Raw genomic sequence first — 16,201 nt, 5'->3', positions numbered from 1 at the left:
CACACCGGAAAGCAGGGAAGATCATGCCCGATGTCTTCATCAACTACCGCACCGGCGACGGGGAGGCGGCAGCCGCCCTGGTCGAACGCGAGCTGACCCGTCGCTTCGGCGAGGGGCGGGTCTTCCGGGCCAGTAAATCCATCCGCGCGGGAAGCCGGTACCCCGCCGAACTGGTGACGGCGGTACGCCGCAGCAGTGTCCTCCTCGCCATCATCGGCCCGGACTGGGCGGAGGCGAAACTGGCCGATGGCCGTCGTGCCCTGGAGGTCCCGAGCGACTGGACCCGGAGGGAGATCGTGGAGGCGTTCGACAGTGGTGCTCTCGTCATTCCGGTCCTGGTCGGCCGGACCACCCGGCTGAACCGGCGCTCACTGCCGCCAAGGATCGCGGAGCTGGCCGACCGGCAGTACCGGAGGCTCGACTTACGGAACGCGGATGCCGACCTGGCGCGTCTGGGGGATGACCTGGCGAACCTGGTGCCCCAGCTCGCCGACGCCGACAGGGACCGTGCGACCGATGACGAGCAGCCGACGGGCGTGGAGGCGCCCTCGGTCACTCGGATGGCCGCGCGTGATGTACGGATCCGGCAGCGGAGCGGCATCGGCAACCTCAACGGTGACCTCTCCGGCACCTTTGTCAGCGAGCCACAGGCTCCGGTCCACACGGGCCAGGGAGATCAGTACAACGCACCGCGGTTCTCCGGTGACAACACAGGTGTGAACTACACGGCGGGCGACAGCTCCGGCATGGTCGAGCAGCGCTTCGAGCGCGGTGGACGGCGCGCTGACGACGAGCGATGACCGAGCCGCAGGGTGTCCATGTCAGTTCCGCCAGCGGACCGGTCCACACCGGGGCCGGTCACCAGTTCGTCCTCGGCTGGGGCGACACCCGCGACCTCGGACGGGTGCTGAGAAGAGGAGTCGACCCCCGGCAGGTCGTCCGCGAGCACCGGACCCAGCTCAGCCGGCGGTTCATACCGCCGTCCGACTACCACCAGGCCGTCGAACAGCTGGCCGCCCCAGGAGCGGTGGTGCTGCTCGACGGAGCGCCGGGGATCGGGCGCCGGGCCGCCGCGACCATGCTGCTGCACCAGCTCGACGGGGTGGACGGGAGGTTCGAGGAGCTCTCCACCGAACCGGAGGAGAACGGGCCGGAAGCGGATGCCGGGGATCGGTTCCTCTTCGACCTCTCGGATGTCTCCGACGGTGACTACCCCACCGCCCAGCGTCTCCTGGCCGCCCATCGGGCCACGGTCGAGACCCATGGTGCCCGGCTGGTGGCCGTCCTTCCCTCGGGCAAGGGGCACCTCCTCGACCCGGAGTTCACCCCGCTCGTCGTCCAGCTCGGCCGCCCCAGAGGCATGTCGGTCTTCTGCCAGCACCTGCGTGTGGATCGGGTCCCGTACACGCCGGAGCAACTGGCCGTCCCCGAACTGCGCGGACTGCTCGACGGCGCGCCCATGCGGGAGCTGGCGGCGCTCGCCGGGATGATGCGCCGGGCGCGGGACAGCGGCCGGTACGGAGATGACTTCACCGCCTGGTGCGCCGAGGCGGTGGCGGCCGTCACCAACCGTACCGACGAGGTGGCGCGGCAGGTGAACGCCCACCGGACCGCGGATGACCGCTCGCTGCTGCTGAGTGCGGCCATGCTCAGCGGAGCTTCCGCGGACGCGGTCTTCCACGGTGCCCGTCTGCTGCTGAGCGTGCTGCGGCACGAGGCCGACGCCACCCCGAGACTGGGGCAGGCCGACCTCGGTGAGCAGTTGGGATCCCTCCGGATCGGCCGGGACCACGAGGGACGGGTCAGCTTCGAGCGGCTGGCCTACGACGGCGCGGTTCGCACACATTTCTGGACCAACTTCCCGGATCTGCGCGCGGCACTGTGCGAGTGGGTCGGCGGCGTTGTCGCGCTCCCCGATCTCACGGCCGACGACCGGAAGAACCTGGTCGCGCGCTTCGCCGAACAAGCGCTCGCCCACCGGGAACCCCAGCAACTGGTGGACCTCGCCATCCGCTGGACCCAGCCCGCCAGACCACTGCGGTCGGCGGCCGCCGCCGCGCTGGAGCACGCCCTTCACCATGAACGGTACGGGGCACGGACCCGCTCACAGATCTATCGGCTGGCTACCGCGCGGGAGAGGCTCGCGCCCGACCTGGTCCTCGTGCTCGCCGAGGTCTGCAGGGACGTGATCGGTGCGACCCACCCCGAACAGGCCCTCGTCAGACTGCACCATCTCGCACTGCGTCCCGGCGGTGAGGAGACCCGCGTGGCCCGCGCGCACCTGCTCGACATCGGCCGGGGCGGCCCCTCGATGTACCGGCGGTTGGTCCAGCGCATTCTCCAGGGGCCACGAGTCGGCTACCGCCATGCCGCGAACCTGGAGGTGCTCACCGAGCTGATGGAACCGGCGGAGTTGTCCTTCGAACCGCCCTGGAGCGAGCTTCGTGACGCCTGGGAAGCGGTGATGACACAGCGGCGTCCGCAGGAGTGGTCATCGACCCTGGGCCGCTGGCTCACCGCGGCTGAGGAGCGGGAGGAGTGGGCGCCCGCACTGGACGTGTTGCCCGCCGCCGCCGCGAGCCGGGTGGATCTGCTCGACCGTCTCTACGTCATCACCTGCGAGTGGGTCAGGTCGGAGCCAGCGGCCCTCCGCTCCGCACCACCGCACCGCCGGACCAGCAGAGAGGCCATGGCCGCCCGGATCTGGCACGGCATCGACCGAGCTCAGGATGCCGACGTACTGAACGGCGGAGCCGGGCCATACGAATCAGGAGAGAACCCGTGAAGATCCCGAGCAAAGAGGGACTGATCGTCATCTGCTGTGGACTGCTGCCCAGCATTCCCGCCGGCATCATGCACTGGTCCGCCGTCCGTTGGGGCGCCACCACGGCGGTAGTCCTCGCCGCGGCGGCGCTCGTCGTGGTCGGACGCGGGCGTTCCCCGCAGCCGTCTCCGGCTCCGCCGCCGATGTCACCCGAGCCGGTGGGGCAGCCCACCTACCAGGAGACCGAGGTGCGGAACGTCCGGCTCCCCAGTGCCTTGGAGGGGTACGACTTCCTGTTCTCCGCCGCCGTCTGGTGGTACCCCGTCGATGGCGCCACGGGCGTCAGCTACGGCAACCTCCCGGGTCTGGCCGCCGCGGCCGTGCTGAACCGGGCGCGGGCCATCACCCGTGAGGAGCATCCGGGCCACACGGACTTCACCCGCCGCCTTCTGGAGGGCGCCTTGAGCGTCCCGTACCAGGACGGTTCGGCTCTGGTGTGTTCCCGCGTCGCTCATGTCACCCTCACGCTCTCGCCCGACGACCAAGACCGGCTGACGAAGTTGCGGGATCTCCGCAAGGGAGAGGAGAGCCGTGAACGCGAGCGTCAGTACGAGCGGCAACAGCGGACCTATCTCGCCGACGAGGTGCTGAACAGCACGGGCAGCGCGGTGGTGTGGTGGTTGGCCCGCCACGACGGCGATGTCGAGAAGACGGTCGGCATGATCGGCCCGCTCGCGCAGGTCTCCGCCGCCGCAAACGACACCGAGGTACCCGAGATCTTCCGCCATCTCGTGGTGCGCCCGACCCGGCCAGAGCCGGTTCACCCGGTTGAGGGGCCGACCGCTGACGCGGCTGGAGACCAGGCGGTCGTGGGCCGGATAACCGCCGTACTGGATGACCTCGGTCTCACCGAAGGGTCCGATCGGCGTATGGTCCTCGTCCACCGCATCGCCCGATCGATGGAAGCAGCGGGGCTGAGGGATACCGCCGATCATCTCCGTAGTGGGCTGGTCCGCCCCGCGGCTCCGGACCCCGCCACCGATACCCCGGACACCGCGGCCGGTGACGGTGACCCGCTGCCGTCCCCAGAGGCCCCTTCCGCGCCGGTGCCCTCAGGCCCGATTACGGAGGGCGCTGGGCCCTCCCTGTACCCGTCCGCGCCGTCCGTCCCCTCCCGGGCCGACGCGCCTCAAGCGTCTGACGGCTACCTTCAGTCCGGTCACGCTTTCACGGGAACCATGGCCAGTTCGACGGACCTCTCGGACGGCACGCGAGGTTCCACCTCCTTCGGCGCGCCCCTCGTGCCTTGGAACGCGGGCACCACGAGCGACCTGTCGTTTCCGCCTCCACCGTCCTACCGTCCGGAGGTGGGCACTCCCACCATCCAGCCCGGTGAGGACGGCGGGTCGGGGACGCCCCCTGAGGGAGAGGCGGGAGCGACGATTCCCCATGGCCCTGAAGGCGGGGCGGGAGGCGCCTGACGCCCATGGGCATGCGCTTTCGGTCAGGCTCAGGGGTATCCGGGGCGCCTCCGCGGGTGCCCGCGCCACCGGGGACGTCGACATGATCCTCCCAGCTCACTGAGGGTTTTCAGGTGCTGTGACCGCCTATGTGCCGCCATCTGCCACCCCGTCAGGGCGAGATCCGGCCACCCGGCTTCGTCATCAACCCGACGATCGTGTTCCGCATCTACGGCCGTACAGGGCGCGCGGGGACGCGCCCGGTTCCGGCGGTGGGCGCGAGGATGCCCGCCCGGTCTGTGAGGAGGCGGCGTGAGACAGGTGGGACGACCACGGCTGGCGGTGTCGGTAGGGGCGGTGGTGGTGGCCCTGACGGCGGGGATGATCGGTCCCGCGTCGGCCGAGGGCATCGGCGTGGAGCGGGCGTGGGCCGACGGCCTGCCGGAGGGCAGGGCCGGGGAGTCGGTGGAGCCCGGGGCCGTGGAGTCCGTGGAGTCCGGGGCCGGGACATCGGTCGGGCCCGGGGCCGGGAAGGGAGCCGGTCGGTCGACGGCACCGGCCCGTGCCACCCGGACGCTCACGCTGGTCACCGGCGACCGGGTGACCGTCGACGAGCGCGGCCGGGTGACCGGGGCGCGGACCGGGGCGGGACGTGAGGGGGTGTCGCTGCGGACGAGCTTCGGGGCGGGCGGGGCCGTCGTGATGCCGTCGGACGCGGCGCCGCTCGTCGCGCGGGGGAAGCTCGATCCACGGCTCTTCAGCGTCCGCGAGCTGATCCGGGCCGATGATCTCGCCCGGACCCGCGACCGCGGCGCCGACCGCCAGGGGCTGGCGCTGATCGTCCGCTACCGGGGTGCGGCGGTGGCCGCCCGCGCCGGGGTGCGGGCGGCCGGGGACACCTCCGTACGCCGTACGCTCGGCACGCTCAACGCCGAGGTCCTGGCCGCCTCCGGCCGTGACACCGCCCGGCTCTGGACGGTGCTCACCCGCGAGGCCGGTACGGAGCGCGGGCTGGCGCCCGGGATCGAGGGGGTCTGGCTCGACGGTGTGCGCCGGGCCTCGCTCGACACGAGCGTGGGGCGGATCGGGGCACCGGCGGGCTGGAAGAGCGGGTACCGGGGGAAGGGCGTCACCATCGCCGTCCTCGACACGGGCGTGGACGACTCCCACGCCGATCTGAAGGGGCGGGTGCGGGCGGCCCGCAACTTCAGCGACGCGCCCGACGCCCGGGACCGCAATGGGCACGGCACCCATGTCGCCTCGATCGCGGCGGGCGGCGGCGCCCGTTCCCAGGGCCGGTTCACCGGCGTCGCCCCCGGCGCGGAACTGCTCTCCGCGAAGGTGCTGGACGACGCCGGTCTCGGCACGGAGTCCTCGGTCATCGCCGGGATCGACTGGGCCGTGGCGCGGGGCGCGGACATCCTCAACCTCAGCCTCGGCGGCGAGGACACCCCCGGCCAGGATCCGCTGGAGAAGCATGTCGACGCGGTCTCCCGCGCCACGGGCACGCTCTTCACCATCGCGGCGGGCAACCACGGCTTCGGCCCCGGGTCCGTCGACTCCCCGGGCACCGCCGAGGCGGCGCTGACGGTCGGCGCGGTGGACGAGCGGGACCGGCGGGCCGACTTCTCCGGCCAGGGGCCCCGCCAGGGCGACGCGGCGATCAAGCCCGATCTGACCGCGCCGGGTGTCGGCATCACCGCCGCCTCGGCCCCCGGCAGCGCCCTGGCGCTCCGCGAGGGCGAGAATCCGCCCGGCTATCTCACCCTGCCCGGCACCTCGATGGCCGCGCCGCACGCCGCCGGGGCCGCCGCGCTGCTCAAGCAGAAGTACCCGGGCTGGAGCGGCGAACGGCTCAAGGCCGCCCTCATGGGCTCGGCGGTGGACGGCGGGAACACCCCGTTCGAGCAGGGCGCGGGCCGGGTCGCCGTCGACCGGGCGCTCGGTCAGACGGTCTTCGCGCGGCAGTCCTCCCTCGCCTTCGGTGTGCAGCGCTGGCCCCACACCGACGCCACGCCCACCACACGGCGCATCACCTACCGCAACAGCGCCGACGCGCCCGTCACCCTCTCCCTGGCCCTGACCGGCACCGCGCCCGCCGGGCTCTTCGCCCTCAGCGCGCGCCAGGTGACCGTGCCCGCCCTGGGCACCGCGTCCGTGACGCTGACGGCGGACTCCCGGCGCGGTGGCACCTCCTACGGTGACCACGCGGTGACGGTGGTCGCGACCGGTGGCGGTCAGAGCGTCCGTACGGCCGCGTCCGTCCACCGGGAGGCCGAGTCGTACGACCTCACACTGAAGGGCGTCGGCCGGACGGGGGCCGCGCACGCGGCGTTCGAGGCGGACATCGTGCCGTGGTCGCGCGAGGACCAGGGGCTCCAGGTGTCCGGCGGCGCGGACGGCACCGTCACCGTACGGCTGCGCAAGGGCGTCTACTTCCTCAGCGCCGGCCTGAAGTCGGGCACCGACCCGGCGTCCGCCCAGCGCGACGAGATCCATCAGCCCCAGCTGGACCTCCGGCGCGACACCACCGTCACCCTGGACGCGCGCACCACCCGTCCGGTCCGGTTCTCCGTGCCGTTCGCGGGCACCAGCCCCACGTACGCCGGGATGAGCATCGAACGCCACGGCACCGTCGGCGGCCGTTCGCGCGCCGTCGGGATGACCACGCACATGAACGACTTCGCGGATCTGCGGGTGGCTCATCTCGGCCCGCCCGTTCCCGGCGGTTCGGTCCGCCAGTTCTGGCACGGACAGTTCTCACGGGGCACCGGCACGGTGTTCCACGCCGTCAGCGCGGAGCGCGGCGACCGGTTCGCGACCGGATACCGCACGACGTTCCGTCCGGACGAGTTCGCCACCGTACGGGTGGGACTCGGCGCGCCCGGACGCAGCCGGGCCGGGACGCTGAGCGTGTTCAGCGCGGCGGACGGCTCGGAGGCGTTCACCGGACCGACCTATGAGGCGAAGCTGGGACGCGTCCACACGGTCCATCTCTCCACCCACCGGGTCCAGTGGAGCATGGAGTACGGGCAGAACGACCGCCCCGGCTTCGACGGTGAGGCCATCGCGGGATACCGGCTCGCCCCCCGGCGCTACCAGCCGGGCAAGGAGTACGGGACACGGTTCAACACGGGCGTCTTCGCGCCCCTGGTCGGCCCGCGCATGGGTGTCTACCGCGAGGGCGACACCCTCAGCGGCACCCTCCCGCTCCTCGCGGACGGGGACGGTCACCCCGGCTGGTCCCGGCTGACCTCGGTCAGGACGACCCTCCACCGGGGTACGACCCTCGTGGGGAAGAACACCGACCCGCTGACCGGCGAGGGCTTCGCCGTCGGCCCCGAGGACGCCCGCTACACACTGTCGACCTCGGTCACCCGCGCCCCGGAGCTGGCGCGCGCGGGCAGCCGTACGGACGCCACCTGGACGTTCAGGTCCGAGCGTCCCGCGAACGGCGCGAAGGTGAAGCTGCCGGTCTCCACGGTCCGCTTCGGCGTCCCTACCGCGCTCGACAGCACCGCCCCGGCGGGGGAGCGGCAGACCGTCCCGGTGACGGTGGAGGGGCCCGCCGCCGGGCGGGGACTGGCAGCGCTGGAGGTCTGGGTCTCGGATGACTCCGGGACGACCTGGAAGCCCCTGCCGGTGACCCGGTCCGCCGTCACCCTCACCAACCCGGCCCGTGGCGCGGCCCTCTCCCTGCGCGCCCGCGTCGTCGACACCGACGGCAACACGGGAACGGTGACGCTCCACGACGCGTACCACGGCCGCTGAGCGGGCCGACTCGAACGCCGCCCCCTGGCGCATCGCCCGGAAGGGTCCAGGGGGCGGCGTTCCCGGGCGCGGGCCACCCCCGCCACACCGAAGGCCCGTGCCCGTGCCTCAGTCCGCGTCCCAAGACCCAAGCCGCGCCCGCGCCCCACGGCGCGCCCTGCCCCACGGCGCGTGCCACACCGGACGCGCGTGCCACACCGGACGCGCGCGCCACACCGGACGCCCGCGCCACACGGCGCGCCCCGCGCCCCACGGCGCCTCGCGCGCGCCACGCCCACACCCGCGCCCGCCACGTCAGCAGCGACCACGGGTGAAAAGGGTAGAAATAGTGCATGTCGGGTTTTCAGGGCTCATCCGGGGAAACGCCCTCCTCCACCCGGCGCGCGCGCCGCGCCGCCCACCGCCGGTCCGGCGCGCCGCCCTCGCTGCTGAGCCTGCTGAGCCTGCGCAGCGTCGTCGGGCAGCTCTTCGTCCTCCAGCTCGTCGTGGTGATGCTGCTGGCCCTGGGCGCCGTCCTGCTGCTGATCGTCCTCGCCCACAAGGAGAGCACCCAGGAGGCCGGAAGCCGCTCCCTCGCCATGGCCTCGGGCTTCGCCAACGCGCCCGGGGTCGCTCCCGCGCTCGACTCCCCGCACACCACGGCCCTCCTCCAGCCCCGCGCCGAGGCCGCGCGCGAACAGGGGAACGTGGACTTCGTCGTCGTCGTGGGCCGCGACGGACTGCGCTACACCCACCCCCAGCAAGACCGCATCGGGCAGCGCAGCAGCGCCGACATCGCCCGGCTGCTGGCCGGGGAGACCATCGTCGAGGAGCGCGTCGGCACGCTCGGCCCCCAGGTCCGGGCCTATGTCCCGGTGAAGCGGGCCGACGGCACCATCGCCGGGGCGGTCGGCGCCGGAGTCACCATCGCCAGCGTCAGCAACATGGCCGAGAAACAGCTTCCGCTCGTCATCGGGGCCGCGGTCGGCGCCGTGCTGATCACCACGGCCGGCGCGGCGCTGCTGAGCCGGCGACTGCTGCGGCAGACCCACGGCATGGGCCCCGCCGAGATCACCCGGATGTACGACCACCATGACGCGGTGCTGCACTCCGTCCGCGAGGGCGTGGTCATCGTCGACCCCGACCGACGGCTGATCTTCGCCAACGACGAGGCGTACCGGCTGCTGGAACTCAGGCCAGGCGCCGAAGGCCGACGGGTCGCGGAACTGGGGCTGCCGTCGAACATCACCGAACTCCTGGCCTCCGGCCGGGAGGCGACCGACGAGGTCCACCATGTGTCGGGCCGCCCGCTCGCGGTCAACCAGCGCGCCACCGAGGACGCCGACGGCCCCCGGGGCACGGTCACCACCCTGCGCGACTCCACCGAACTGCTGGCCCTGACCGGTGCCGCCGAGGCCGCGCGCTGGCGGCTGAAGGTCCTCTACGACGCCAGTGTCCGCATCGGCACCACCCTGGAGGTGCCCTACACCGCGCAGGAACTCGCCGACACCGTCGTCCCCCGGTTCGCCGACTACGCCACCGTCGACCTGGCGACATCCGTACTGCGCGGCGAGGAACCCTCCGGCGGCGACGGTGAGCTGCGCCGGGTCGCCCTCGCGGCGGTCCGCGACGACCACCCCCTCTTCCGTGCCGGCTCCACCCTGCGGTTCGAACTCTCCACCCCGCAGGCCCGGGGGCTCACCGAGGGCAGGGCCATCATGGTGCCCGACCTGCGCGCCGACACCGACTGGCAGAGCCCGGACCTGGGGCGCGGCCAGCGGTTGCTCGACCACGGGATCCACTCGCTGATCGCCGCGCCACTGACCGCGCGGGGCGCGGTCCTCGGCGTCGCCAGCCTCTGGCGCTCCCGCCGGCCCGAACCCTTCGAGGAGGACGACCTCGCCCTGGCCGAGGAGGTCGCCGCGCGGGCGGCCGTCTGCATCGACAACGCCCGCCGCTACACCAGGGAACACACCATGGCCGTCACCCTCCAGCGCAGCCTCATGCCGCGCGGACTGCCCGCGCAGAGCGCGCTGGAGGTCGCCCAGCGCTATGTGCCCGCGCGGGCCGGGGTCGGCGGGGACTGGTTCGACGTCATCCCGCTGCCCGGCGCGCGGGTCGCCCTCGTCGTCGGTGACGTCGTCGGACAGGGGCTGCACGCCGCCGCCACCATGGGACGGCTGCGGACCGCCGTCCAGAACTTCTCCGCGCTCGACCTGCCCCCGGACGAGATCCTCACCCACCTCGACGAACTCGTCGACCGGATGGACCAGGAACGGACGGCGGACAACGACAGCCCCGACGTCACCGGCGCCTCCTGCCTCTACGCCATCTACGACCCCGTCACCGGCGACTGCTCGGTGGCCCGCGCCGGGCATCCCCCGCCCGCCGTCGCCGAACCCGACGGTACGGTCCGGCTGCTCGACGTCCCCGCCTCGCCCCCGCTCGGCGCCTGCGGCGGACTGCCCATCGAGACCGTCGAACTGAGACTCGCCGAGGGCTCCCGCCTCGTCCTGTACACCGACGGCCTGGTCAACCACAACCGTGACATCGACACCGGTCTCGGCCTGCTGCGCCAGGCCCTGACCGGTACGGCGGGGATGAGCGCGGAGGAGACCTGCCAGCGGGTGCTCCGGGCCGTCCTGCCCGAGGACCCCGCCGACGACGTGGCCCTCCTCGTGGCCCGGACCCGGCTCCTCGACCCCGACCAGGTCGCCGAGTGGGAGGTCCCGTCCGACCCGGCCGCCGTCGCGCCCGTACGCAACGCCTGCGCCGAGCGGCTGGAGACATGGGGGCTGGCGGAGACCGCCTTCACCACCGAGCTGATCCTCAGCGAGCTGATCACCAACGCCATCCGGTACGCCGTCCAGCCCATCAGGGTCCGGCTGGTCCGCGACCGCAGCCTGATCTGCGAGGTCTCCGACGGCAGCTCCACCTCCCCGCATCTGCGGCGCGCGGCCATCACCGACGAGGGGGGCCGGGGGCTCTTCCTGGTGGCGCAGCTGGCGGACCGCTGGGGTACGCGGTACACCTCGCGCGGCAAGGTCATCTGGACCGAACAGACCCTCCACCCCGCCTCTTCCGCCCCGCCACCCCTCTCCACCTGGGACCTGTAGCGCCCTGCCCACTGAACACCCGGGCGTGGGCGCGGCACGGGGGCGGGGCGGAGAAGGCGTGGGCGCGGCACGGGGGCGAGGCGGGGTGTGGGCGTGGGCGCGGCACGGGGGCGGGGGCCGCAAGTGTGGTGTCCCGACACATGGGAGGGCGGAGGCGGCCTTCCTACCGTGTGGCGACACACAGCCCCGTCCCCGACGCCCGCTCCCGGAAGTGGTGACCATGCCCGCCGCACCCGTACCCGCCTCACCCCCGCCCGCCGCACCCACATCCCCCTCCCACCTCCGCCGTATCGTCGCCGCCAGCCTGATCGGCACCACCATCGAGTGGTACGACTTCTTCCTCTACGGCTCCGCCGCCGCGCTCGTCTTCAACAAGCTCTTCTTCCCCGACTCGGACCCCCTCGTCGGCACGCTGCTCGCCTTCCTCACCTACGCTGTGGGCTTCGCCGCACGCCCCCTCGGCGCCCTGGTCTTCGGACACTACGGTGACCGTCTCGGCCGCAAGAAGCTGCTGGTGCTCAGCCTGCTGCTGATGGGCGGGGCGACGTTCGCGATCGGACTGCTGCCCACGCACGCGACGATCGGGTCCGCCGCGCCGGTCCTGCTCACCGTGTTGCGGCTGGTGCAGGGCTTCGCGCTGGGCGGTGAGTGGGGCGGGGCCGTGCTGCTGGTCTCGGAGCACGGGGACGCCCGCCGCCGGGGCTTCTGGGCCTCCTGGCCGCAGACCGGGGCACCGGCCGGGCAACTGCTGGCCACGGGGGTGCTCGCGCTGCTGACCGCCGTGCTGTCGGAGTCGGCGTTCATCTCCTGGGGCTGGCGGGTGCCGTTCCTGCTCTCCGGAGTGCTGGTACTGGTGGGGCTGTGGATCCGGCTCTCGGTGGACGAGTCACCGGTCTTCCAGCAGGCGCTGGCCAGCGCCGAACGCGCCCGTGCCGCCGGACGGGCTCCCGCCGCCGAGCAGACGCCACTCGTCGCCGTCATGCGCCACCACTGGCGCGATGTGCTGATCGCCATGGGCGCGCGGATGGCGGAGAACATCAGCTACTACGTGATCACCGCGTTCATCCTCGTCTACGCCACGGAACAGACCGGGCTCGGCAGACAACAGGCCCTGAACGCGGTCCTCATCGGCTCCGCCGTGCACTTCGCGGTGATCCCGCTGTGGGGCGCGCTCTCCGACCGGCTCGGGCGGCGGCCGGTCTATCTGATGGGCGCGGTCGGCGTCGGCGCCTGGATGTTCCCCTTCTTCTGGCTGATCGACGGCGGCGGGTTCGGTCCGCTGCTGCTCGCGGTGACCGTCGGACTGGTGCTCCACGGCGCGATGTACGCGCCCCAGGCGGCCTTCTTCTCGGAGATGTTCGCGACCCGGATGCGTTACTCGGGCGCGTCCATCGGCGCCCAGTTCTCCTCCGTCGCGGCCGGGGCGCCCGCGCCGCTGATCGCGACCGCGCTGCTGGCGGAGCATGACAGCGGCACGCCGATCGCGCTCTATGTGATGGCGGCCGCGCTGCTGACGGTCATCGCGGTCCTCTGTGCCCGTGAGACCCGGCACCGCGACCTGGCCACGATCGAGCCCAGCGGTGGCGGCGCGGAACCGACCGTATCCCCATCCCCGGAACCGGTCCGCGACGGGCTGACGGCGGGGTGACGACCGGCTGACGGCGGCCCGGACCGCTCGGACCTCCAGGGCCGGTCCGCGACGGACCCGCGGCGGGACCGGCGGCGTCCCCGACCGCTCGGTCCCGGCCGTTCGGCCCCGGGCGTACGGGGGGTTCCGGCCCGGCCACCCCCGCTCGCGGCCCCGCCGGGACGCTCACCGCCCCCGCGCGTCCGGCAGCGGCCCGCCCGGCCCCGTCATCGTGTGCAGCCGCAGGGCGAGCTGGATCTCCAGTGCCCGGCCCGGGGACTGCCAGTCCCGCCCCAGCAGCTGGCCCACCCGGTCGATCCGCTGCGCGACCGTGTTCACATGCACATGGAGGACGTCCTTGGTCCGCAGGGGGCTCATTCCGGTGGCGAAGTACGCCTGGAGCGTGGCCACGAGCCGGGTTCCCCGGCGCTCGTCGTACGCGAGGACCGGTCCGATCGTCCCGCGTACGAAACCCTCGACATCCCGTCCGTCCGCCAGCAGCAGCCCCAGGAAACCCAGTTCACCGGCGGCCGTGCCCTCCCCGGCGCGGCCCAGCAGCCGCAGCGCCTCCAGACAGCGCAGGGCCTCGGCGTAACCGTCACCGACGGCGTGGGCGCGGGCGGCGGGCGAGGCCACCACCGCCGAGGCCCCGACGGTCACGGGCACGCGCAGGCTCGCGGTGAGATCGGCGGCGGTACGGCGGGCCAGTGCCGTCGTGCTCTCGCCGGGCGCCAGCGGGAGGAGCAGCACGGCGCCGCCGTCGCGCGCGGCGGCGAGCCCCCGCGAGGTGGCGGCGAGATGGGAGGCGGCCGACCACAGCCGTCGCCCCTGGCTGCCGTCCGTGCTCGCCGCGTGCTCTGTGCTCTCCGCGCTCTCCGCGTGCTCTGCGTGCTGGGTGTGCTCTGTGTGCTCCGCCTGCCCGATATGCGCGGCGAGCACCGCGTGCGGCGCGTCGAGGTCGGCGCCGACGCGGCGGGCGCGCTCGCGGACCAGGCCCGGGGCCCGGTCGGGCGCGTCCAGCAGATCGTCCAGGAGTTCGCCCCGCACCCGCTGTTCGGCCTCACCCGCGCTGCGGCGGGCGAGGAGCAGCAGCGAGGTCACCATCGCCGCGCGTTCCAGGGTGCGGCGGTCGACCGGGTCGAGCCGGGGGCGTCCGCGCAGCACGAGCGCGCCGAGCCGTTCGCCGCCCGCGCTGACCTCGGCGACCCAGTCCCGCCCATGGCGCACCGCACGGCCCCGCGCGGAGTCTCCGCCACCGCCGTCCCCGATGCCGTCGCCGCCGTCGCCGTCCTCGGTGCCGCCGTCCCGGGTGGGCGGGTGCTCGGTGAAGGTGACCTCGCCGCCGAGGACCCCGGCGACCGCCTCGGTCACCTCCGGCACCCCACCGCCGCGCAGGACGAGTTCGGTGAGCCGGTCATGGACGTCGAAGGCGCGCTCGATGACCAGGCCCCGGTCGCGCACGATCTCGTTGGCGCGCTCCAGCCGGGAGAGCGCCTCGCGGGTCTCGGCCAGCAGCCGGGCGGTGTCCAGGGCGACGGCGGCGTGTGCCGCGAAGGAGCCGAGGAGGGCGATCTGGTCCCGGCCGAAGACCCGGGTGTGCCGGTCGGCGGCGAACAGGACGCCGATGACCGCGCTGCCGAGGGTGAGCGGCACCCCGAGGATGGCGACCAGGCCCTCGTCCCGTACTCCCGCGTCGATCGCGTCGGTGTGCTGGAAGCGGTCGTCGGCGAAGTAGTCCGCCGTCACATACGGGCGGGCCGTCTGCGCCACCAGACCGCCCAGGCCCTCACCCATCCCCAGGCGCAGTTGCTGGAAGCGGGCCGCGACCGAACCCTCGGTGACCCGCATATAGGTGTCACCCGCGACCGGGTCGTTGAGGCTGAGATAGGCCACCTCGGTCCCCAGCAGCGAGCGGGCCCGGCGCACGATCGCCCGCAGCACCGCGTCGAGGTCGCGCAGCCCGGCGAGATCGTGGGCGGTGGCGTAGAGCGCGGACAGCTCGGCCTCACGGCGGCGGCGTTCCTCCAGCTCGGCCCGGACCCCCAGCGCGAGCCGGCGGCTCCGCTCCAGGGCGGCCAGGGTGGCCTCGTCCGCGCCGTCGGCGCGGGCCAGCAGCCCGGGCCGGTCGTAGGCCTCGGCTGCGGCGCCGCGCGCCAGCAGCTCCAGGTACTCCAGACTCAGCGCGGTGTGATCATCGAGGTGGGGCATGTCTGGACGTTAGTGCGCGGTCCAGCCTCCGTCGAGGACGAGCGAGGTACCCGTGACGAACGACGCCTGCGGCGAGCAGAGGTAGCAGACCGCCTCGGCGACCTCGGCCGCGTCCAGCAGCCGCTTGACGGCGGTGTCCCGCAGCAGCACCTCGGTCAGCACCCGCTCCTCGGGGATGCCGTGGGCGGCGGCCTGGTCGGCGGTCTGCCGCTCCACGATGGGGGTGCGCACATAGCCGGGACTCACACAGTTGGAGGTGACGCCGTGCGGCGCGCCCTCCAGGGCGGCGGTCTTCGACAGGCCCTCCAGCCCGTGCTTGGCGGCCACATAGGCCGACTTGTAGGGCGAGGCGCGCAGCCCGTGGACGGACGATATGTTGACGATCCGGCCCCACTCCTGACCGTACATATGCGGCAGTGCCCCTCTGATCAGCCGGAACGGCGCTTCGAGCAGCACGGTCAGCATGGTGTGGAAGACCTCGGGCGGGAACTCCTCCAGGGGACTGACCCGCTGGAACCCGGCGTTGTTGACGAGGACGTCGACACCGTGGGCGGCCGCTTCGGCCGCCGCGAGATCGGTGAGGTCCAGTACGAGCGGTTCGATGCTCCCGGCGGCCGTCGCCGGAAGTGTGAGGGCGGCCAGCCCGGCGGCGTCCCGGTCGACCGCCCTGACCCGGGCGCCCGCCTCCGCGAGCCGCAGGGCGCAGGCCCGGCCGATACCGCTGGCGGCGCCGGTGACGAGGGCGGTACGGCCGTGGAGGTCCAGGGCGAGCGGAGCGGGTGGAGTGGACATGTGCCGCATCGTAGGGAGCGCCGGGGTCCACGCTGATGGGGGTGTGCCCCACAGAAGGCGCGCCTGCTGTGGTGTCGGCCGCCATGGACCACGGGAGGCGTGACCACACGGGTCTGGCGGGTCAGGCGCGGGGCCCGGGGTCGGCGGACATGGCCGCGCGGGTCTGGCGGGTGGCCCGGCGGTCGGCGGGAACGGACAGAGGCGCGGGGCCCGGGTCCGGCGGACATGACCAGGCGGGTCTGGCGAACGCGGCGCGATCCACCCCGGCCACAGGACGCGGCGCGGTCACCCCGGGTCCGACGGAGACACTCACCCCGGTCCACCGGTCCACCGGTCCACCGGTCCACCGGTCCGTATCGGACCACTCTCGTTCCTCACTGAACCATCGGTCAGGACGAACCGTGGTCATCTGTGTCACGGCCTCCGGTCGTGCGCCCGGTGCGGGGTCCCGGGTGTCACGGCGTCTGACCAGCGGCGTTCAGAC

8 protein-coding genes are annotated in these 16,201 nt (G+C 73.4%); 6 read left to right on the top strand and 2 right to left on the bottom strand.

The window, feature by feature from the left end:
• Positions 1 to 23 precede the first annotated feature (23 nt).
• From ACFVIM_RS02330 to ACFVIM_RS02305, 6 genes are all read left to right on the top strand, one after another.
• Complete coding sequence (locus ACFVIM_RS02330) at positions 24 to 800, top strand: toll/interleukin-1 receptor domain-containing protein (RefSeq protein ID WP_384297434.1); 777 nt, start codon at positions 24 to 26, stop codon at positions 798 to 800.
• Positions 797 to 2,785 (top strand): hypothetical protein, encoded by a 1,989-nt coding sequence (locus ACFVIM_RS02325; protein WP_384297432.1) that lies wholly within the window; start codon positions 797 to 799, stop codon positions 2,783 to 2,785. Before ACFVIM_RS02330 ends, ACFVIM_RS02325 begins: the two co-directional genes overlap by 4 nt.
• Positions 2,782 to 4,245, top strand: coding sequence for a hypothetical protein (locus ACFVIM_RS02320; RefSeq protein WP_384297431.1), 1,464 nt, complete (start codon positions 2,782 to 2,784; stop codon positions 4,243 to 4,245). The genes ACFVIM_RS02325 and ACFVIM_RS02320 overlap by 4 nt, the downstream gene beginning before the upstream one ends.
• Before the next feature lie 291 nt (positions 4,246 to 4,536).
• Positions 4,537 to 7,995, top strand: coding sequence for a S8 family serine peptidase (locus tag ACFVIM_RS02315; RefSeq protein ID WP_384297429.1), 3,459 nt, complete (start codon positions 4,537 to 4,539; stop codon positions 7,993 to 7,995).
• Positions 7,996 to 8,327: 332 nt separating this feature from the next.
• Positions 8,328 to 11,090 carry a SpoIIE family protein phosphatase gene (locus ACFVIM_RS02310; protein WP_384297428.1) on the top strand — a complete coding sequence of 921 codons (2,763 nt, stop codon included), beginning with the start codon at positions 8,328 to 8,330 and terminating at the stop codon, positions 11,088 to 11,090.
• A gap of 220 nt (positions 11,091 to 11,310) precedes the next feature.
• A complete protein-coding gene (locus ACFVIM_RS02305; protein WP_384297427.1) occupies positions 11,311 to 12,738 on the top strand; it encodes an MFS transporter in 1,428 nt (475 codons plus the stop codon).
• 165 nt (positions 12,739 to 12,903) lie between these two features.
• Here the strand turns inward: ACFVIM_RS02305 and ACFVIM_RS02300 are convergent, their stop codons facing one another.
• The gene (locus ACFVIM_RS02300) at positions 12,904 to 14,925 is read right to left on the bottom strand and encodes a helix-turn-helix domain-containing protein (protein ID WP_384297426.1); all 2,022 of its coding nucleotides are present in this window, start codon (positions 14,923 to 14,925) and stop codon (positions 12,904 to 12,906) included.
• A gap of 9 nt (positions 14,926 to 14,934) precedes the next feature.
• On the bottom strand, positions 14,935 to 15,717 hold the full coding sequence (locus tag ACFVIM_RS02295; RefSeq protein ID WP_384297425.1) for a 3-hydroxybutyrate dehydrogenase: 783 nt from the start codon (positions 15,715 to 15,717) through the stop codon (positions 14,935 to 14,937).
• Positions 15,718 to 16,201: the final 484 nt, after the last annotated feature.

It is taken from the genome of Streptomyces sp. NPDC057638, from assembly GCF_042800315.1.
GTDB lineage: Bacteria > Actinomycetota > Actinomycetes > Streptomycetales > Streptomycetaceae > Streptomyces.
Note: the sequence above shows the minus strand (reverse complement) of the source record. Positions and strands in the feature narration are given on the sequence as shown.